16 protein-coding genes are annotated in these 17,998 nt (G+C 59.9%); 10 read left to right on the forward strand and 6 right to left on the reverse strand.

From position 1 onward, the window contains the following. Positions 1-203 precede the first annotated feature (203 nt). Positions 204-2,237, reverse strand: coding sequence for a choline BCCT transporter BetT (gene betT / locus ACNQ0W_RS01955; RefSeq protein ID WP_062932237.1), 2,034 nt, complete (start codon positions 2,235-2,237; stop codon positions 204-206). Between the two features lie 128 nt (positions 2,238-2,365). Between betT and betI the strand changes: the two genes are divergently transcribed. From betI to betA, 3 genes are read left to right on the forward strand one after another with little or no spacing between them, the layout of a single operon-like run. Next, a complete protein-coding gene (gene betI, locus ACNQ0W_RS01960) occupies positions 2,366-2,953 on the forward strand; it encodes a transcriptional regulator BetI (RefSeq protein WP_003858827.1) in 588 nt (195 codons plus the stop codon). A 13-nt stretch (positions 2,954-2,966) separates the two neighbouring features. Next, on the forward strand, positions 2,967-4,439 hold the full coding sequence (betB, locus tag ACNQ0W_RS01965) for a betaine-aldehyde dehydrogenase (protein ID WP_062932238.1): 1,473 nt from the start codon (positions 2,967-2,969) through the stop codon (positions 4,437-4,439). A 13-nt stretch (positions 4,440-4,452) separates the two neighbouring features. Next, positions 4,453-6,117 (forward strand): choline dehydrogenase, encoded by a 1,665-nt coding sequence (gene betA / locus ACNQ0W_RS01970; RefSeq protein WP_062932239.1) that lies wholly within the window; start codon positions 4,453-4,455, stop codon positions 6,115-6,117. Between the two features lie 93 nt (positions 6,118-6,210). Here the strand turns inward: betA and ACNQ0W_RS01975 are convergent, their stop codons facing one another. Continuing rightward, positions 6,211-6,909 (reverse strand): GNAT family N-acetyltransferase, encoded by a 699-nt coding sequence (locus ACNQ0W_RS01975; RefSeq protein WP_062932240.1) that lies wholly within the window; start codon positions 6,907-6,909, stop codon positions 6,211-6,213. 200 nt (positions 6,910-7,109) lie between these two features. On the opposite strand from ACNQ0W_RS01975, the gene ACNQ0W_RS01980 reads away from it, so the two are divergent. From ACNQ0W_RS01980 to ACNQ0W_RS02000, 5 genes are all read left to right on the forward strand, one after another. Beyond that, positions 7,110-8,678: an ABC transporter substrate-binding protein gene (locus ACNQ0W_RS01980; RefSeq protein WP_062932241.1), complete on the forward strand. Its 1,569-nt coding sequence runs from the start codon at positions 7,110-7,112 to the stop codon at positions 8,676-8,678. 98 nt (positions 8,679-8,776) lie between these two features. Beyond that, positions 8,777-9,790, forward strand: a complete 1,014-nt coding sequence (locus tag ACNQ0W_RS01985; RefSeq protein ID WP_062932242.1) for an ABC transporter permease — start codon at positions 8,777-8,779, stop codon at positions 9,788-9,790. Continuing rightward, positions 9,790-10,623: an ABC transporter permease gene (locus ACNQ0W_RS01990; protein WP_015571190.1), complete on the forward strand. Its 834-nt coding sequence runs from the start codon at positions 9,790-9,792 to the stop codon at positions 10,621-10,623. The genes ACNQ0W_RS01985 and ACNQ0W_RS01990 overlap by 1 nt, the downstream gene beginning before the upstream one ends. Next, the gene (locus ACNQ0W_RS01995; protein WP_062932243.1) at positions 10,616-11,452 is read left to right on the forward strand and encodes an ABC transporter ATP-binding protein; all 837 of its coding nucleotides are present in this window, start codon (positions 10,616-10,618) and stop codon (positions 11,450-11,452) included. Before ACNQ0W_RS01990 ends, ACNQ0W_RS01995 begins: the two co-directional genes overlap by 8 nt. Further along, the gene (locus tag ACNQ0W_RS02000) at positions 11,439-12,143 is read left to right on the forward strand and encodes an ABC transporter ATP-binding protein (RefSeq protein WP_032103075.1); all 705 of its coding nucleotides are present in this window, start codon (positions 11,439-11,441) and stop codon (positions 12,141-12,143) included. Before ACNQ0W_RS01995 ends, ACNQ0W_RS02000 begins: the two co-directional genes overlap by 14 nt. A 69-nt stretch (positions 12,144-12,212) precedes the next feature. Here the strand turns inward: ACNQ0W_RS02000 and ACNQ0W_RS02005 are convergent, their stop codons facing one another. The 4 genes from ACNQ0W_RS02005 to budA form a co-directional block, all read right to left on the reverse strand. Continuing rightward, positions 12,213-12,686, reverse strand: a complete 474-nt coding sequence (locus ACNQ0W_RS02005) for a cold-shock protein (protein ID WP_015571193.1) — start codon at positions 12,684-12,686, stop codon at positions 12,213-12,215. Between the two features lie 130 nt (positions 12,687-12,816). Then, entirely contained in the window at positions 12,817-13,587 is a 771-nt protein-coding gene (locus ACNQ0W_RS02010) for a (S)-acetoin forming diacetyl reductase (RefSeq protein WP_003858846.1), read from the reverse strand. Between the two features lie 20 nt (positions 13,588-13,607). Then, positions 13,608-15,287: an acetolactate synthase AlsS gene (gene alsS, locus ACNQ0W_RS02015; RefSeq protein ID WP_017694359.1), complete on the reverse strand. Its 1,680-nt coding sequence runs from the start codon at positions 15,285-15,287 to the stop codon at positions 13,608-13,610. A 13-nt stretch (positions 15,288-15,300) separates the two neighbouring features. Then, positions 15,301-16,080 (reverse strand): acetolactate decarboxylase, encoded by a 780-nt coding sequence (budA, locus tag ACNQ0W_RS02020; protein WP_003858848.1) that lies wholly within the window; start codon positions 16,078-16,080, stop codon positions 15,301-15,303. Positions 16,081-16,185: 105 nt separating this feature from the next. On the opposite strand from budA, the gene ACNQ0W_RS02025 reads away from it, so the two are divergent. Together ACNQ0W_RS02025 and ACNQ0W_RS02030 are read left to right on the forward strand one after the other, a co-directional pair. Beyond that, positions 16,186-17,067, forward strand: coding sequence for a LysR family transcriptional regulator (locus ACNQ0W_RS02025; RefSeq protein ID WP_003858850.1), 882 nt, complete (start codon positions 16,186-16,188; stop codon positions 17,065-17,067). Positions 17,068-17,356: 289 nt separating this feature from the next. Next, positions 17,357-17,812, forward strand: a complete 456-nt coding sequence (locus ACNQ0W_RS02030; protein ID WP_062932244.1) for a hypothetical protein — start codon at positions 17,357-17,359, stop codon at positions 17,810-17,812. The last annotated feature ends 186 nt before the right edge of the window (positions 17,813-17,998 follow it).

Consider the following 17,998-nt stretch of genomic DNA (forward strand, 5'->3'; position numbering starts at 1 on the left):
ATGTGTATAAGAGACAGGTATAGCACAGGCTATATTTAAATGAAAATAATTATCATTAAAGTTGTGTCAATGAAGGGCGTGTCTGATGGCGCTTCGCTTATCAGGCCTACGGAAAAGCAGTTTTGGAGTTTTGTAGGCCGGGTAAGCGCAGCGCCACCCGGCAAAAAATGGCTGGATTTTTAATTAAAGGAGTTTGTCATTACTTAAACATCCGGGAACATCACGCTATTCCCCGGCGCTTCCCTGTGCAGATGGATAAAGTTCAGGTGCCGTTCATACTGATCCAGAATGTCCGTGATCACCTGCTCCTTGCTGTAATCCATCAAATCATTCCCCTGGCTGCCTTCCAGCAAAAACGTCTCAAGCCGGTAGTAGGTCGACTTCCCGCTGCGCGCCCGGTAGGTGAACCCGGGTACCGAATACTGCTGCGGCCAGATCTGATAGACAAAGTTCTGCTCGTCGCCCATGTGCACCAGCAGATCCAGGTGCCCCAGATTTTCGCCCTCCTCCGGCGGCAGGTTTTTCAGCTCCACGTAGGCGCCACGCAGCTTCAGCTCCTGGGCCACCTCTTCCATCGCTGGGAAGCAGACCGTCTCCATCATCTGTTTGGTGTAGCGCGTGCCAGGGTAGTTCATCAGGCGCGAGAGGCGTTTTTTCCAGCTCAGCCTGTCCTGCGCGCCCAGCGGACGCGGGGCGGTGTCGCGGCTGGCGCTGACGCGGCGGTAGTCTTCCACCTTAAGCGATTTATACAGCCCGGCCATCACGAAGAAGATCACGAAGCTGAACGGCAGGCCCATGATCACCGTGGTGTTCTGCAACGCAGAGATACCGTTGGTCATCAGCATGCCGAGCGTCAGCAGGCCGATGGCGACGGACCAGAAGATGCGCAGCCAGTTCGGCGCGTCGCTGTTAATGTCCTTCAGCTTCGAGGTGAAGTTCCCCAGCACCAGCGCGCCGGAGTCCGCCGAGGTGACGTAGAACAGCAGACCGGTAATGGTCGCTACCGACGCGCTAAAGGTAAACGCCGGATACTGCGCCAGCAGGCTGTAGAAGCCGCGCTCCGGGTGCGCCATCGCTTCCTGGGCGAAGGTCGCGTTGCCGTGAATGATCTCATGCAGCGCGCTGTTGCCGAAAATCGACAGCCACAGCAGGGTAAAGGTGAACGGGATGATCAGCGTGCCCATCACGAACTGGCGGATGGTGCGCCCACGCGAAATACGTGCCAGGAACAGGCCGACAAACGGCGACCACGCCACCCACCACGCCCAGAAGAACAGCGTCCAGTTGTTCATCCACTCTGTCGGACGGTCAAAGGCGAAGCTGTTCAGCGTCATGCCCATAAAGCGGTTCACGTAATCACCCACGTTCAGCACTAAGGCATTGAGCAGGAAAGAGGTGTCGCCCATAAACAGCACGAACAGGATCAGCCCCAGCGCCAGCGCGACGTTCAGTTCGGAGAGCACGCGAATCCCTTTATCCACGCCGGAGGTCACCGAGATGGTGGCGATAATCACCGACAGCGCAATCAGCGCCGCCTTCGCCGCCATCGAATCCGGGATGTCAAACAGCACGCTCAGCCCGTAGTTAAGCTGCACCACGCCAATCCCGAGCGTGGTGGCGATGCCGAAGATGGTGCCGATCACCGCCGCGATGTCTACCGTGTGACCAATCGGGCCGTTGATCTTTTTGCCGAAAATCGGGTACAGCGCGGAGCGGATGGTAAGGGGCAAATTATAACGATAGCTAAAGTATCCGAGCGCCATGCCCATCAGGGCATACATCGACCAGCCCGTCAGGCCGTAGTGGAACAGTGTCCAGACCATCGCCTGGCGCGCGGCCTCCATCGTCTGCCCTGCCCCTTCCGGCGGCTGCATATACTGCGTAACCGGTTCCGCCACCGAGAAGAACATCAGGTCGATGCCGATACCCGCGGCAAACAGCATCGCGGCCCAACTCAGCAGGCTGAACTCGGGCTTGGACTGCTCCGGCCCGAGCTTCACCGACCCAAAGCGCGAGCAGGCAATGCAGACCACGAAGACAATATAGAGCGTCGCCGCCAGCAGATAGTACCAGCCGAAGGTCTTCGACACCCAGTTCAGGGTGCGCCCAATCCACTCGGCAGAAAAATCACGAAAGAAGATCGTCGTCAGGGAAAACAACAAAATCAGCCCGGCGGACGTATAAAAAACGACCGGGTTGATTTTGTCTTTTTCTCTGTCCTGTGAAAGGTCTGTCATCCAGTATCCCCACTGTTTTTGTAACTATTGAAATCCAAAATCGCAACAATTAAGACACATTTTATATTGAACGTCCAATCAAAAACCGCTTTAATAGTTAACCAACGCTGATGAATGGAGTGGCAAAAATGCCCAAAGTGGGGATGCAGCCGATCCGGCGCAGGCAGCTAATCGATGCCACGCTGGAAGCAATTAATGAAGTGGGAATGCATGACGCAACCATCGCGCAAATCGCCCGTCGGGCGGGCGTGTCCACGGGGATCATCAGCCACTATTTCAAAGATAAAAACGGTCTGCTGGAAGCAACCATGCGCGACATCACCGGTCAGCTGCGCGACGCGGTATTAAGCCGTTTACGCGCCCTGCCGGACGGCAGCGCAGAGCAGCGTTTGCAGGCGATTGTTGGCGGCAATTTTGATGAAACCCAGGTCAGCGGCGCGGCGATGAAGGCCTGGCTGGCCTTCTGGGCGAGCAGCATGCATCAGCCGATGCTCTACCGTTTGCAGCAGGTCAGCAGCCGTCGGTTGCTCTCAAACCTGGTGTACGAGTTCCGCCGCGAGCTGCCGCGTGAACAGGCTGAAGAGGCGGGCTACGGGCTCGCCGCACTGATTGACGGGCTGTGGCTGCGCGCTGCGCTCAGCGGCAAACCGCTGGATAAAACCCTGGCCCAGTCGCTCACCAGCCACTTTATCAGCCAGCATCTACCGACCGATTAACCGAGGAGAATTTATGTCCCGAATGGCAGAACAGCAGCTTTATATCAATGGTGGTTATACATCCGCCACCAGCGGTCGCACCTTCGAGACCATCAATCCGGCGAACGGTGAAGTTCTGGCAACCGTGCAGGCCGCCGGGCGCGAAGACGTGGACCGCGCCGTCGAAAGCGCAAAACGCGGGCAAAAAATCTGGGCGGCGATGACCGCCATGGAGCGCTCGCGCATTTTGCGCCGCGCCGTCGATATCCTGCGCGAGCGCAACGACGAGCTGGCAACGCTGGAAACCCTCGACACCGGTAAAGCGTTTTCCGAAACCTCGACCGTGGATATCGTCACCGGTGCAGACGTGCTGGAGTACTACGCGGGGCTGATCCCGGCGCTGGAAGGCAGCCAGATCCCGCTGCGCGACACCTCGTTCGTCTACACCCGCCGCGAGCCGCTGGGCGTGGTGGCGGGCATCGGCGCGTGGAACTACCCGATCCAGATCGCCCTGTGGAAATCCGCCCCGGCGCTGGCGGCGGGCAACGCGATGATCTTCAAGCCGAGCGAAGTGACCCCGCTCACCGCCCTGAAGCTGGCGGAAATCTACACCGAGGCGGGCCTGCCGGACGGCGTGTTTAACGTCCTGCCGGGCGTGGGCGCAGAGACCGGCCAGTTCCTGACCGAGCATCCGGGCATCGCCAAAGTCTCCTTCACCGGTGGCGTGGCCAGCGGCAAAAAGGTGATGGCGAACTCGGCGGCCTCGTCCCTGAAAGAGGTGACGATGGAGCTGGGCGGTAAATCCCCGCTAATAGTATTTGACGACGCGGATCTGGATCTCGCGGCAGATATCGCCATGATGGCGAACTTCTTCAGCTCCGGCCAGGTGTGCACCAACGGCACCCGCGTGTTCGTGCCCGCGAAGGTCAAAGCCGCGTTTGAGCAAAAAATCGTCGAGCGCGTGGGCCGCATCCGCGCGGGCGACCTGTTCGATGAAAACACCAACTTTGGCCCGATGGTCAGCTTCCCGCATCGCGACAGCGTGCTGCGCTACATCACCAAAGGCAAAGAGGAAGGCGCGCGCGTGCTGTGCGGCGGCGACGTACTGAAGGGCGACGGCTTTGATAACGGCGCGTGGGTGGCCCCGACCGTGTTCACCGACTGCACCGACGAAATGACCATCGTGCGCGAAGAGATCTTCGGCCCGGTGATGTCCATCCTTACCTATGACACTGATGAAGAAGCCATTCGCCGCGCCAATGATACCGACTACGGTCTGGCGGCGGGCATCGTCACCGCCGATCTGAACCGCGCCCACGGCGCCATTCATCAGCTCGAAGCGGGCATCTGCTGGATCAACACCTGGGGCGAATCCGCCGCAGAGATGCCGGTGGGCGGCTACAAACACTCCGGCATTGGCCGCGAGAACGGCGTCATGACGCTTCAGAGTTACACCCAGGTGAAGTCCATCCAGGTTGAGATGGGTAAATTCCAGTCCATATTTTAACCGGGAGGTTTATTTGCAATTTGACTACATCATTATCGGGGCCGGCTCTGCCGGCAACGTTCTGGCAACACGATTGACTGAAGATCCGAACACCACCGTCCTGCTGCTTGAGGCGGGCGGGCCGGACTACCGCTTTGACTTCCGCACCCAGATGCCTGCTGCGCTGGCCTTCCCGTTGCAGGGTAAGCGCTACAACTGGGCGTATGAAACCGAGCCAGAGCCTTTCATGAACAACCGCCGCATGGAGTGCGGACGGGGTAAAGGGCTGGGCGGCTCGTCGCTGATCAACGGCATGTGCTACGTGCGCGGCAACGCGATGGATCTGGACAACTGGGCGAAAGAACCGGGTCTGGAGCACTGGAGCTATCTCAACTGCCTGCCCTACTACCGCAAGGCAGAGACCCGCGACGTGGGGCCGAACGACTACCACGGCGGCGACGGTCCGGTGAGCGTCACCACCTCTAAGCCGGGCGTGAACCCGCTATTTGAAGCGATGGTAGAGGCGGGCGTGCAGGCGGGCTACCCGCGCACCGACGATCTCAACGGCTATCAGCAGGAAGGCTTCGGCCCGATGGACCGCACGGTCACGCCGCAGGGCCGACGCGCCAGCACCGCGCGCGGCTATCTGGACCAGGCCAAACCACGCCCGAACCTGACCATCCGCACCCACGCCATGACCGATCATATAATCTTTGACGGCAAGCGCGCGGTGGGCGTCGAGTGGCTGGAAGGCGAAAGCACCATTCCGTCAAAAGCGACAGCGAAGAAAGAGGTACTGCTGTGCGCGGGCGCTATCGCGTCTCCGCAGATCCTCCAGCGCTCCGGCGTGGGCAACGCTGAACTACTGAAGCAGTTTGATATCCCGCTGGTGCATGATTTACCCGGCGTGGGGGAAAACTTGCAGGATCACCTGGAGATGTACCTTCAGTATGAATGTAAGGAGCCGGTCTCCCTCTACCCTGCCCTGCAATGGTGGAACCAGCCGAAGATTGGCGCGGAGTGGCTGTTTGGAGGCACAGGCGTGGGCGCGAGCAACCACTTCGAAGCGGGCGGGTTTATCCGCAGCCGCGAGGAGTTCGAGTGGCCGAACATTCAGTATCACTTCCTGCCGGTGGCGATTAACTACAACGGCTCGAACGCGGTGAAAGAACATGGCTTCCAGTGCCACGTTGGCTCCATGCGCTCGCCGAGCCGCGGCCACGTGCGCATCAAGTCGCGCGATCCGCACCAGCATCCGGCGATCCTGTTCAACTATATGTCCCACGAGCAGGACTGGCAGGAGTTCCGCGACGCGATCCGCATCACCCGCGAGATCATGCACCAGCCTGCGCTGGACAAGTATCGCGGTCGTGAAATCAGCCCGGGCATCGAATGCCAGACCGACGAACAGCTGGACGAGTTCGTGCGTAACCACGCCGAAACCGCCTTCCACCCGTGCGGCACCTGCAAAATGGGCTACGACGAAATGGCGGTGGTCGACGGCGAAGGCCGGGTTCACGGGCTGGAAGGGTTACGCGTAGTGGATGCGTCGATCATGCCGCAGATTATCACCGGCAACCTGAACGCCACCACCATCATGATTGGCGAAAAGATTGCCGACGCCATTCGCGGGCGCGAGCCGCTGGCGAAGAGCACGGCGGCGTATTATGTGGCGAACGGGGCGCCGGTTCGCCGCTGAGTGCGAACGTCTCCCCTCACCCCGGCCCTCTCCCAAAGGGAGAGGGTGTCATCGTCCCCTCTCCCTTTGGGAGAGGGTTAGGGTGAGGGGAAATTATTTCCGAAATGCTTCAAGCCGCTTAACCTGCCGTCCTTCCCCGTCAAAATTCTCCGCCGCCAGCCAGGCGCGCAGCTCTGCATCGCGCTGCGGCCATTCGCCGTCAATAATCGAAAGCATATCGCTGTCGCGGTTGCGTCCTTTGCGCACCAGCTTCTGGCGCAGGCGCCCTTCCCAGACAAACCCCAGCCGCTCCGCCGCGTTGCGTGAGGCGATGTTCATCGAATCGCACTTCCACTCCAGTCGACGATATTTATGCTCAAAGGCATTTTTCAGCAGCAGCCACACCGCTTCGGTACCCACGCGGGTGCCCTTCATCCTGCGCGACCAGGTGACGTGACCGATCTCAACCGAGCCCTGAAAGCGTTCTATCGCCATATAGCTGACCAGCCCTACCGCCTTTTCGGTGCGCAGATCGATGACGGCAAAGGGCACCAGGTCGTCATCCAGCACCTTTCCGAGCACCCAGTGCGCAGTGGCCTCAACGCTCTCAGGCTGGGTGCTGGCAAGCCACGTCCAGTCGCTGTCGTCACCCAGCGCATAGGCTTCAAACAAATCAGCCGAATGGCGGTCGGCATCCAGCGGCTCCAGGCGGCAATACTGCCCGGTGAGCAGGGTACGGGTTAACGCGCGGGCGCATTTCCAGTCCGGGACAATATCGTTAACGGTTTGACCATGTTGATTGATTTCGGGCACGGCGGTGACTCCCTGAAAGGTAAGGAGTTTGTTATAGCAGGTTAAAAAGCGAACGCAAAGAGAGGTGACTCATAACCAGACCGAATGCGTTATTCCCGGATGGCATAAGCAAAGCAGAATTTCGACTTTGAGGAAATCCTCAGCCAGCCTACCGTAACGGTGCATAAAACAATCACAATATATTTTCTTCAGGGATCGCTATGACTAAAAAACTGCTGCCGTTACTGGTGCTGGCTGCGCTCTCCAGCGCTGCTCACGCCGCTACCCCACCCAACACGCTGGTTGTCGCCCAGGGTCTGGATGATATCGTGAGCCTTGACCCGGCCGAAGCCAACGAACTTTCCAGCATCCAGACCGTACCGAGTTTGTATCAGCGTCTGGTACAGCCGGACCGCGATAACCCGGAAAAAATCACCCCGGTTCTGGCCGAAAGCTGGGAAGCGGACGCGGCAGCAAAAACCCTGACCATCAAACTTAAGCCCGATGCGAAATTCGCCTCCGGCAACCCGCTGCGCCCGGAAGATGTGATCTTCTCATATACCCGCGCCGTGACGCTGAACAAATCTCCGGCGTTTATCCTCAACGTACTGGGCTGGGACGCCAGCAACATCACCAGCCAGCTGAAGAAAGTGGACGACCATACCCTCACGCTTCACTGGACGGCCGACGTCAGCCCGGCGGTGGCACTGAATATTCTCTCCACGCCGATTGCCTCCATCGTCGATGAAAAACAGGTTGCGGCGAACGTGAAGGATAACGACTTCGGCAACGCGTGGTTAAAAATGCACTCTGCGGGCAGCGGCGCGTTCAAAATGCGCGTTTACCAGCCGCATCAGGCCATCGTGCTGGAAGCCAACGAATCCGCCCCCGGCGGTGCGCCGAAGCTTAAAAGCATCATCATTAAAAACGTCCCCGATCCCGCTTCCCGCCGCCTGCTGATCCAGCAGGGTGATGCGGACGTGGCGCGCGATCTGGGTGCAGACCAGATAAGCGCCCTCAGCGGCAAGCCGGGCGTGAAGGTACTAAGCATTCCTTCTGCCGAGCAAAACTATCTGGTGTTTAACACCGGCAACAGCGCCAACCCGCTGCTGAATAATCCTGCGTTCTGGGAAGCCTCGCGCTGGCTGGTGGATTATGAAGGCATCACCAAAGACCTGCTGAAAGGCCAGTATTTTGTTCATCAGAGCTTCCTGCCGGTCGGCCTGCCGGGCGCGCTGGAAGACAATCCGTTCACGTTTGACCCGGCAAAAGCAAAAGCGATCCTCGCCAAAGCGGGCATCAAAGACGCGCATTTCACGCTGGACGTAGAGAATAAACCGCCGTTCATCACCATCGCGCAATCCATGCAGGCGAGCTTCGCTCAGGGCGGCGTGAAGGTGGATCTGCTGCCCGCGGCGGGTAGCCAGGTGTACGCCCGCGTGCGTGCGAAACAGCATCAGGCGGCCATACGTCTGTGGATCCCGGATTACTTCGATGCGCACTCCAACGCCAGCGCCTTCGCATGGAATGACGGGAAATCCAGCACCGTGGCCGGGCTTAACGGCTGGAAAATTCCGGAGCTGAACAACGCTACGCTGGCGGCGGTTGCCGAGCCGGATCCGGCAAAACGTCTGGATCTGTATAAGAAGATGCAGGAACAGTTACAGCATAACTCGCCGTATGTGTTCGTTGACCAGGGCAAAACCCAGATCGTGGTGCGCGATAACGTGAAGGGGTATCAGCAGGGGCTGAACGCAGATATGGTCTGGTACGATCGCGTTACGAAGTAGCCCTTGTTGCCGGGTGGCGCTGCGCTTACCCGGCCTACGTTCCTGGTTTTTGCAGGCCGGGTAAGGCGAAGCCGCCACCCGGCATAAAGAGATTTCCCATGCCACAACTTTCCACCCGCGTGCTTCAGGGTCTGCTGACTCTCCTGCTCACGCTGTTCGGGCTACTGCTGGTCACGTTTGCGCTCTCTGCCTTTTCCCCGGTCGATCGCGTATTGCAGATCGTCGGCGATCACGCCAGCCAGTCCACTTACGATCAGGTTCGCCACCAGCTTGGGCTGGATCGGCCCCTGCCCGTGCAGTTCTGGCACTACCTGCAAAACCTCGCTCACGGTGATTTAGGCACCGCCAGCGCTACCGGTCAGCCGGTATTGCAGGACCTGCTGCACGCCTTTCCCGCCACGCTGGAACTGGCAACGCTGGCGCTAATTATCGGCACGGTACTCGGCGTGATTTCGGGTGTGCTGTGCGCCCGCTACGCCGGTTCGCCACTGGACTTAGCGATCAGAACGCTCACCCTGCTCGGCAATTCGGTGCCGATATTCTGGCTCGGCCTGCTGATGCTGGCTCTGTTCTACGCGAAGCTACAGTGGAGCGCCGGCCCCGGCAGGCTGGACGACATCTGGCAATTCACCGTCGAGCCACGAACCGGATTTGCGCTGGTTGATACCTGGCTTTCCGGCGACCGCGAGGCGTTCCACAACGCCATCAGCCACCTGGTGCTGCCGGTGCTGCTGCTGGCCTACTACTCGCTGGCAAGTATCACCCGCCTGACGCGCTCCGCCTGTCTGAGCGAGTTGAACAAAGAGTACATATTGCTCGCCCGCGCCAAAGGCGCCGGAGAGATGACCATCCTGCTGCGTCACGTGCTGCCGAACATTCGCAGTACCCTATTGACGGTGATTGCGCTGGCCTACACCAGCATGCTGGAGGGCGCGGTATTAACCGAAACCGTCTTCTCATGGCCGGGCATCGGGCGCTACCTCACCACGGCCCTGTTCGCCGGTGACACCACCGCCGTGATGGGCGGCACGCTGCTGATTGGCGTCTGCTTTGTTCTGATCAATAACCTTACCGACCTGCTTGTGCGGGCGACCGATCCCAGGGTGCGCTAATGCCGTTTTATCTCTTCTTACGCCGCCTGCGCCGCTCCCCTGCCGCGTTTTGCGGGCTGATCGCCATCGCGCTGCTGGTGCTTATTGCCCTGTTCGCGCCGTGGCTTGCGCCGCATGATCCCAACTGGCAGGACGCCGCCGCGCGTCTGCAACCGCCCAACGCGCAGCACTGGCTGGGTACCGACAGCTATGGGCGGGATCTGCTCTCCCGATTAATCTACGGCACCCGTCCGGCACTGGGGCTGGTGGCCTTAGTCACCGTAATTACCCTCCCCGCCGGTCTGCTGGTGGGGATTTTGTCAGGCTACTACGGCGGCTGGATGGAGCGCATCCTGATGCGCTTTACCGACGTGGTGATGTCGATGCCGCGCCTGATCCTCGCCTTCGCGTTTGTCGCGATGCTCGGCCCCGGTCTGGTGAACGGCGCGCTGGCGCTGGCTTTAACGACCTGGCCTGCCTATGCGCGCCAGGCGCGCAGTGAAATCCAGCGTCTGCGCCACAGCGATTATCTGGCCGCCGCGGAGATGATGGGCATTCGCGGCCCGCGCCTGCTGGTCGGCCATATTCTGCCCCTGTGCCTGCCCTCCGCGATTGTGCGGCTGGCGCTGGATCTGGCCGGGATCATTCTGGCCGCCGCCGGGCTGGGCTTCCTTGGCCTGGGCGCACGTCCACCGATGGCGGAATGGGGCGCGATGATTGCCGACGGCATGCAGGTCATTTTTGACCAGTGGTGGATTGCCGCCATTCCAGGCGGGGCGATTCTGTTTGCCAGCCTGGCCTTTAACCTGCTGGGCGATGGCCTGCGCGACGTACTGGAGCCACAGCATGACTGAACACCGCGTCATCGTCGATGCGCTAAATATCGACTACCCCGCCGCGCGCGTGGTCCACAACCTGAGCTTTACGCTTGGCAACGAGCGGCTGGCGCTGGTGGGAGAATCCGGCTCCGGCAAGTCCATGTCTGCCCGCGCCCTGATGGGGCTGGTGCGCAAGCCCGGCATCGTGAGCGCTAAGCGGCTTAACGTGCTTGGCAACGACCTGCTGACCCTGAACAGCCGCCGCTGGCAGGCGCTGCGCGGCAACGGCATTGCGATGGTTCTACAGGACCCGCGCTACGCGCTAAACCCGGTGAAAACCGTCGCCGCCCAGCTTGATGAGGCGCTGACCCTCCATCAGCGCCTGCCCCGCGCCGAACGCCTGGCGCGCATTCACGATATCATCCGTGCCGTAGGGCTGAACGAGCACGTGCTCCAGCGCTATCCCGGCGAACTCTCCGGCGGCATGGGCCAGCGCGTGATGATCGCCATTGCGCTCATCAACAACCCGCAGGTGCTGATCGCCGACGAACCGACTTCCGCGCTGGACGCACGCCTGCGCAACCAGATCCTGGAGCTGCTGGTACAGCAGTGCGAGGCGCGGCAGATGGCGATGCTGTTAATCAGCCACGACTTGCCGCTCGTCGCGGAACACTGTGACCGCGTGCTGGTGATGTATCAGGGTGAGAACGTTGATGAAATGGCGGCGAGCCAGTTGCCGCAGGCAACCCATCCCTACACGCGCACGCTCTGGACCTGCCGCCCGAACGCCGGGACGTTTGGCCAGATGCTGCCGACGCTCGACCGTTCGCAACCGTGGAAGGAGGCCGACAATGGCACTCGTTGAGGTTAACCAGCTCCGGGTGAGTTTTGGTGAAAAAACGGCGGTTTCCGCCGCCAGTTTTGCCATCGAAAAAGGCGAAACCTTCAGCCTGATCGGTGAATCCGGCTGCGGCAAATCGACTCTTCTGCGCGTGCTGGCGGGGCTGCTGCGCGAGTGGAATGGCCACATTTCCGTCCTCGGGGAAAATTTACGGCCGGGACGACGTTTTGAAGGCGCGCTTCGCCGTAACGTGCAGATGGTGTTCCAGGATCCTTGGGCGTCTTTGCACCCGAACCACACCATTGCCCGCACCCTGTCGGAGCCGTTAAATATCCACGGCGAAACCCAGGTTGCCGAAAAGGTGGCGGATGCGCTGCAACAGGTGGGTCTGGCTGCCGACGCGGGCAGGCGTTACCCGCATCAGCTTTCCGGCGGACAGCGTCAGCGCGTGGCCATTGCCCGCGCGCTGCTGCTGCGCCCGCAGCTTCTGCTGCTGGATGAACCGACCTCGGCGCTGGATATGTCGGTGCAGGCGGAGATCCTGAACCTGCTCAACCGCCTGAAGGCGCAGCACGGCATGACCTACCTGCTGGTGAGCCACGATGCGGACGTGATTGCGCATATGTCCGACCGGGCGGCATTTATGGCGCACGGGGAGATCCAGCGGGTGTTTGACCGTGAGGCGATGTTGCGGGGCGAGCACAGGATGGGGTAAACCGTGCGGCGGCGAATGCCGCACGCATTTTGTAGGCCGGGTAAGGCATCGCCGCCACCCGGCAAAAAATCACTTCAGCAGCTTCACCGTGGCATCAATGTCGATCTCATCTTCAGTGAAGATCAGCGTCGTGTTCTGGAAGGTAGTGATCGCCAGCTTCTTCACCGTGCGCATTTCGCCCGGCTTTTTCTCGGTTTTGGGTTTGATGCTGTTCATCAGCAGCCCCACCGACAGCACCGCATTCTCTTTGTCGATTTTGGTCTCAACGGGTTCTTCCTCGCTGAACACCACGAAGGATTTAATTGAGGTGAGCTTCACGCGCTCGCCCGCAATATAAAGATGCTTACTCTCCGGGATCACCTTCACCGCATACGCGGAAAGGCCTTTGCTGTTGGTGGTTGGCTCGAAGGTCACCGCCGCATCTTTCTTAATCAGATCAGGGTTGGCGACCTTAATCACATGAAAATAGCGGTTGTCGCCGTTTTCATCTTTGATAAATCCAAAGCCTTTATCTTTAAACCACGTTGTGATTGTACCGTTCATCGCTGTTACCGCCTGTCAGATCTCAAGACTAAAGTTTTGCAGCGCGCAGTGTAATGCACAATGGCTGAGGAGACAAAAAAAAGCCCCTGCACGGGAGCAGGGGAAAGTTCATGTCAGAGCTTATTAGAATTTAGTTGAACACCATCCCACCATCAATCAGCAGCGACTGACCGGTCATGTAGTCGGAATCCGGCCCGGCCAGGTATGAGACGCAGGCGGCGACATCTTCCGGCTCGGACAGACGGCCAAGCGTGATGCGTTTGGCAAAGGTTTCTGTCCCGTAGCCGAGCGGTTTACCCGCCGCCTCGGAGACCTGACGGTCGATTTCCGCCCACATCGGCGTTTTGACGATCCCCGGGCAGTAGGCGTTAACGGTGATCCCCAGCGGCGCGAGATCCCGCGCAGCGGTCTGGGTTAAGCCACGCACCGCGAACTTGCTGGAGCTGTAGACCGCCAGCTCCGGGTTACCGGTATGGCCCGCCTGGGAGCAGGCGTTGATGATCTTGCCGCCGTGCCCCTCTTTGCGGAACGCGTCGATCGCGGCCTGAATGCCCCAGATCACCCCTTTCACGTTGATGTTGTAGACCTTGTCGACAATCTCCGGCGTGATGGATTCGATGGGCGTGGACGGCGCCACCCCGGCGTTATTGACGATGACGTTAAAACCGCCCAGCGCGGTGCGGGCCTTTTCCACCGCCGCGAACACCTGCTCGCGGTCAGAGACGTCCACCTTCACGGCGACGGCCTTCCCGCCGTTACGGGTGATCTCATCCGCGACCGCTTTCGCCGTCTCTTCGTTGTAATCCGCAATAGCAACGGCAAAACCATCCTTCACCAGGCGAAGCGCGATCGCTTTGCCAATCCCCTGGCCGGAGCCGGTTACGAGAGCCACTTTTTGCATTTCTCTGTCCTTATATTGATTCACAAAATCTGGCTGAGATGGAGCTGGCCCATCAGCAGCGGGTTATCGCTGTAGTCGACGGGAATGGCCACCACGGCCGGGCCATCGACATCCATTGCCGCACGCAGCGTCGGTTCGAGCGCATCGGCGCTCTCGACGGCAAAGCCTTTTGCGCCGAACGCGTCGGCATAGGCTTTGAAATCGACCGGGCCGAACTCGACGCCGGACAGCCTCTGGTATTTTTTCTCTTCCTGGATGGCCACCATGTTGTAGGCGTTATCCACCCAGATGATGTGCAGCACGTTGGCGTTGAGGCGCACGGCAGTTTCCAGCTCCATGCTCGACTGCAAAAAGCCGCCGTCCCCGGAGACCGAGACCACCTTGCGCCCCGGGTTGACCAGCCACGCGCCAATCGCCCACGGCAGCGCCACGCCCATGGTCTGCTGACCGTTGGAGATCATCACCTGACGCGCCCGGAAGCTGTAAAGGTAGCGGGCGATCCAGATATGGAAGCTGCCCATGTCGACGGTGAGCGTCACGTCGTTGTTCACGATGTCCTGCATGGCGCGCACGATGCGCAGCGGATGCAGAGCAAACTGGTTAAGCGATGCGCCGCGACGGTCGAGGAGGTCCCGCTGATGCTGGCGATCGACAAGAATTTCCGAGGCGCGCTGGCTGAGTTCAAGTTTGTGCTCGATTCGACTGGCAAGCAGATTCAGCGTGGCGGCAATATCCCCGACCAGTTCCAGATCGGGAACATACTTGCGCTCCTCATAGGCGGGCAGTACGTCAATGTGCACCAGCGTGGCGTCGCCGCTGTTCCACATGGACGGCTCGTACTCCACCGGGCTGTAGCCGATGCAGATAATCAGGTCCGCCAGATGCAGCAGCCGGTCGCCCGCCTGGTTGTTAAAGAGGCCGACGCGTCCGGCGAAGCGGGTGAAGTGTTCCTGATTCACCGCCCCGGCGGCCTGATAGGTGCTGGTGACCGGAATACGGCTTCTCTCCAGCAGCTTATGCAGCGCGGCGCTGTTGGCGGGCTGGCTGGCCATCAGGCCGAGTAAGATGACCGGGTTTTTGGCCTTCGCGATAAGCTTCGCCACGTCGTTGATGGCTGACTCCGGCGCCGGGCCCATCAGCGCCGCGGTGCTGGCGGGTAAAATAGCCCCCGTGGTGGGCTGGTCGACAATATCCTGCGGCAGGCTGACAAACGCCCCGCCCGGCCTGCCCTGCTCTGCGGCGCGAAACGCGTTCGACACCACCTCGGCAATCGCGTCCGGTGAATTAACTTCGACGGCGTATTTGGTGACCGGGCTGAACATGGCGACGGTATCCATGCTCTGGTGCACCAGTTTCGCTTTATCTGCCCGCTTCACCGCCCCGCCCAGCGCCACCACCGGGTCACCTTCGCTGTTGGCGGTGGCGATGCCGGTGATCAGGTTGGAGCAGCCCGGCCCGGAGGTGACCAGCGCGACCCCGGCCTTACCGGTTAGCCGCCCTACCGCTGCCGCCATAAACGCCGCGTTCGCCTCGTGACGCACCGGGATAATCTCGATGGAGGAGTCCAGCAGGGAGTCAAAGACCTTGTCGATTTTTGCGCCCGGTATGCCGAACACCTGCTTCACACCCTGCGCTTCCAGCTGGCCGACAACCATATCGGCGCCGTGCGCCCACTGACGTGACTGTTTCTCACTGTTCACGGTAGTTCTCCTGTTAGTTTTCGACGGCGCGGATAGCCGCATCAAGGTTGCTGGGGTGCAGGTTGGCCTGTAAAAACGCGCTGTCGGCGGGCAGGTCAATCATCAGCTTGTGGATTTCGCCGAAGGTGAGCACGCCGTTCTCCAGCTGATAGTCGAGCAGGTGGCCCCCGCCCTGACGGTCGTCGGTGATAAAATGCTCGTGATAGCCCGCCACGTTAATGCCCTGCATATGCTGCGGGGTGCGGAACCCCACCAGCACGCCCTCGCGCTGGTTAAAGCGGAACACCGGCTGGTCATCCAGCACGTCGGTCATCGCCCGGTACGGCGGCGTCTGGCGCGGTACGGTGCGGGTGTGCGCGTGGCGGAAATTGCCGTCGATGCGCAGCGCGCAGAACAGGTTATCGGAGGGGATCTGCTGGTCGATCACGTCGTGGATCTGCTGACGGCTGACCGGCCCGTCGAAGGTTTTGCGGTACTGCGGCTGGAACCAGGTCATCACCGCGAACGGCGTTTTTTGCTCCGGCTTCGCGGCGCGGGCGCTGCCGTCGGCGCGCAGCTGGTACACCTGGCTGCTGAAGGCAATCATTTCACCGTCCAGCTCGTTAAAGGTACCGAGACCAAAATCACCGTGTGCCAGCAGGTCGGCGATGGTCGTCTCCCCTTCGTAGACGCCGCTTAGCAGGGCGCTCATTAGCGATGTCTGATAGATCACGCTGTCAGGATGCTGAGCCGAGAACCCACGCAGGGTCTCGCATAAACTCGCCTCACAGTCGCATGCAGATGAATGCATCATCATGCCCGTCCTCTTCAACTTTATTTATAAAGGTTAAATAAATGTTGACCCGATTCAGCAGAGAGTTCCAATATAGAATCCATGCTGGTTTGAGACGTTTTTGATATGGAACTTCGTTATCTGCGCTATTTTGTCGCGGTAGCACGCGAGCGACACTTCACCAGGGCGGCCAAAGCGCTGGGTATTTCACAGCCTCCTCTGAGCCAGCAGATCAAACGGCTCGAAGAGGAGGTGGGCACGCCGCTGTTCAGGCGCCTGACGCGGGGCGTGGAGCTGACCGAGGCGGGAGAAGCCTTCTATGAGGACGCCTGTAAGATCCTGGCGCTGAGCGATGCCGCGCTGGAGAAAGCCCGGGGCATCGCGCGCGGGCTGAACGGCAGCCTGTCGATTGGCATCACCAGTTCAGATGCTTTTCATCCTAAAATCTTCGCCCTGATACGTCAGTTTCAGGTGCAGAACATGGCGGTGCAGGTTCACCAGGTGGAAGCCAATATGTCGTCGCTGACGACGATGCTGGCGGAGGGTGAGCTGGATATCGCCTTTGTGCGCCTGCCGTGCGAGAGCAGCAAGGTGTTTGAGTTAAAAATCCTCGATCGGGAGCCGATGGTGGTGGCGCTGCATCGCGATCATCCCCTGGCGGCGTGTGGCGATCTGGCGCTGGACGAGCTGCGGGATACGCCGGTGGTGCTGTTCCCCCAGGAGGTCGCGCCGGGGTTGTATGACCGCGTTTACGGCAGCTGCGAGCGGGCCGGGATCGATATGCAACATACGCTGCAATCTTCACAACTTTCCTCTTCCCTGAGCATGGTCTCCGCTGGCGGCGGATTCGCGCTGGTGCCGAAATCCATGGCCGCTATTTCTCCGCCGAATGTCACCTACCATGCGCTGCGCTCACCTGAGCTTTATACCGATATCGCGCTCTGCTGGCGGCGCTTTGAGCGTTCGCGGACGGTGAAGCGGTTTCTGGCGATGATGAGCGAGGGGTAACGACGGTGCGGCTGTGCCCGGCGGCGCTGCGCTTGCGCGGACCTACGCTTCGTGTCGCGGGTTGGTTGGCTGGTTGGCGGTTTTGTAGGCCGGGTAAGGCGCAGCCGCCACCCGGCAATGCCCTTCTGGAAGCCGCCTCGCAAACTTTTAAGCAACCTTATGTAATTCAGGGTTATCCCTTTTCATCCCTTCTCCGCGGTCGTAAAGTGCCTGCGTTGCGGCACATCCGTAACCGGGCGTAGGAACCCGTTAGCATAACATGACATTTTTTGGACAACGAGGATGCTAAATGGCGACTACCCCTGGATTTTCATACGTACACGCTGAAGAAAGCGCTGTTCATCACCTTCTTCACCTGCAACTTCCCGATTCTGCGGATCTCTTTGAACTGGCTGACACCTGTGCGGCGTACGTAAGCGTACTGGTGGAAACGGACGATGCGGTGACATTTGCCACGCTCTGTAAGCAACTGCTGGCAGCGCTGAAGCGGCTGCGGGAATGCTGCGATGCCGAACTGCCTTCGTATCTGGTTGAACAGCTGATCACAGGGGAAAAGATCGCCTCCTGCGTGCCGGACTGCTGGCAGGATACGGCGTTGCAGGTGGACTATGCCGTGGCGTTAACGCTGGCGGTGATGGGCGGGACGTTGCCTGTGAGCGTGGCGAAAGAACTCACCGGGCTGCTGCATGATATGGTCTGGCTGCTGGCGGAGTTTGTGAAGGAGCCTTATATCCAGGCGCACTGAGGCGGGTGATGGGAGGCCGGGGCTCTGTTGGGTAAAAAGCAGGACTTTGGCCTTACTAAAAGAATAGAGTTGTTTGTTGAATGTCCGTTAAGATCGAGAAGCGGACATAGCGATATTCAAATCTGTATCCAGCATCGAAATTTTTGCCAACAGCTCTGTAAAGTAAATGATGCGTGAGAAGTTGCG

The organism is Enterobacter cloacae complex sp. 6730903, assembly GCF_048283985.1.
GTDB lineage: Bacteria > Pseudomonadota > Gammaproteobacteria > Enterobacterales > Enterobacteriaceae > Enterobacter > Enterobacter hormaechei_C.

Excerpts from the sequence above, each read along its gene's own strand:
- betT (WP_062932237.1), bottom strand. The coding sequence starts at position 2,237 with ATGACAGACCTTTCACAGGACAGAGAAAAAGACAAAATCAACCCGGTC.
- betI (WP_003858827.1), top strand. The coding sequence starts at position 2,366 with ATGCCCAAAGTGGGGATGCAGCCGATCCGGCGCAGGCAGCTAATCGAT.
- betB (WP_062932238.1), top strand. The coding sequence starts at position 2,967 with ATGTCCCGAATGGCAGAACAGCAGCTTTATATCAATGGTGGTTATACA.
- ACNQ0W_RS01980 (WP_062932241.1), top strand. The coding sequence starts at position 7,110 with ATGACTAAAAAACTGCTGCCGTTACTGGTGCTGGCTGCGCTCTCCAGC.
- ACNQ0W_RS01985 (WP_062932242.1), top strand. The coding sequence starts at position 8,777 with ATGCCACAACTTTCCACCCGCGTGCTTCAGGGTCTGCTGACTCTCCTG.
- ACNQ0W_RS01990 (WP_015571190.1), top strand. The coding sequence starts at position 9,790 with ATGCCGTTTTATCTCTTCTTACGCCGCCTGCGCCGCTCCCCTGCCGCG.
- ACNQ0W_RS01995 (WP_062932243.1), top strand. The coding sequence starts at position 10,616 with ATGACTGAACACCGCGTCATCGTCGATGCGCTAAATATCGACTACCCC.
- ACNQ0W_RS02000 (WP_032103075.1), top strand. The coding sequence starts at position 11,439 with ATGGCACTCGTTGAGGTTAACCAGCTCCGGGTGAGTTTTGGTGAAAAA.
- ACNQ0W_RS02005 (WP_015571193.1), bottom strand. The coding sequence starts at position 12,686 with ATGAACGGTACAATCACAACGTGGTTTAAAGATAAAGGCTTTGGATTT.
- ACNQ0W_RS02010 (WP_003858846.1), bottom strand. The coding sequence starts at position 13,587 with ATGCAAAAAGTGGCTCTCGTAACCGGCTCCGGCCAGGGGATTGGCAAA.
- budA (WP_003858848.1), bottom strand. The coding sequence starts at position 16,080 with ATGATGCATTCATCTGCATGCGACTGTGAGGCGAGTTTATGCGAGACC.
- ACNQ0W_RS02025 (WP_003858850.1), top strand. The coding sequence starts at position 16,186 with ATGGAACTTCGTTATCTGCGCTATTTTGTCGCGGTAGCACGCGAGCGA.
- ACNQ0W_RS02030 (WP_062932244.1), top strand. The coding sequence starts at position 17,357 with ATGGCGACTACCCCTGGATTTTCATACGTACACGCTGAAGAAAGCGCT.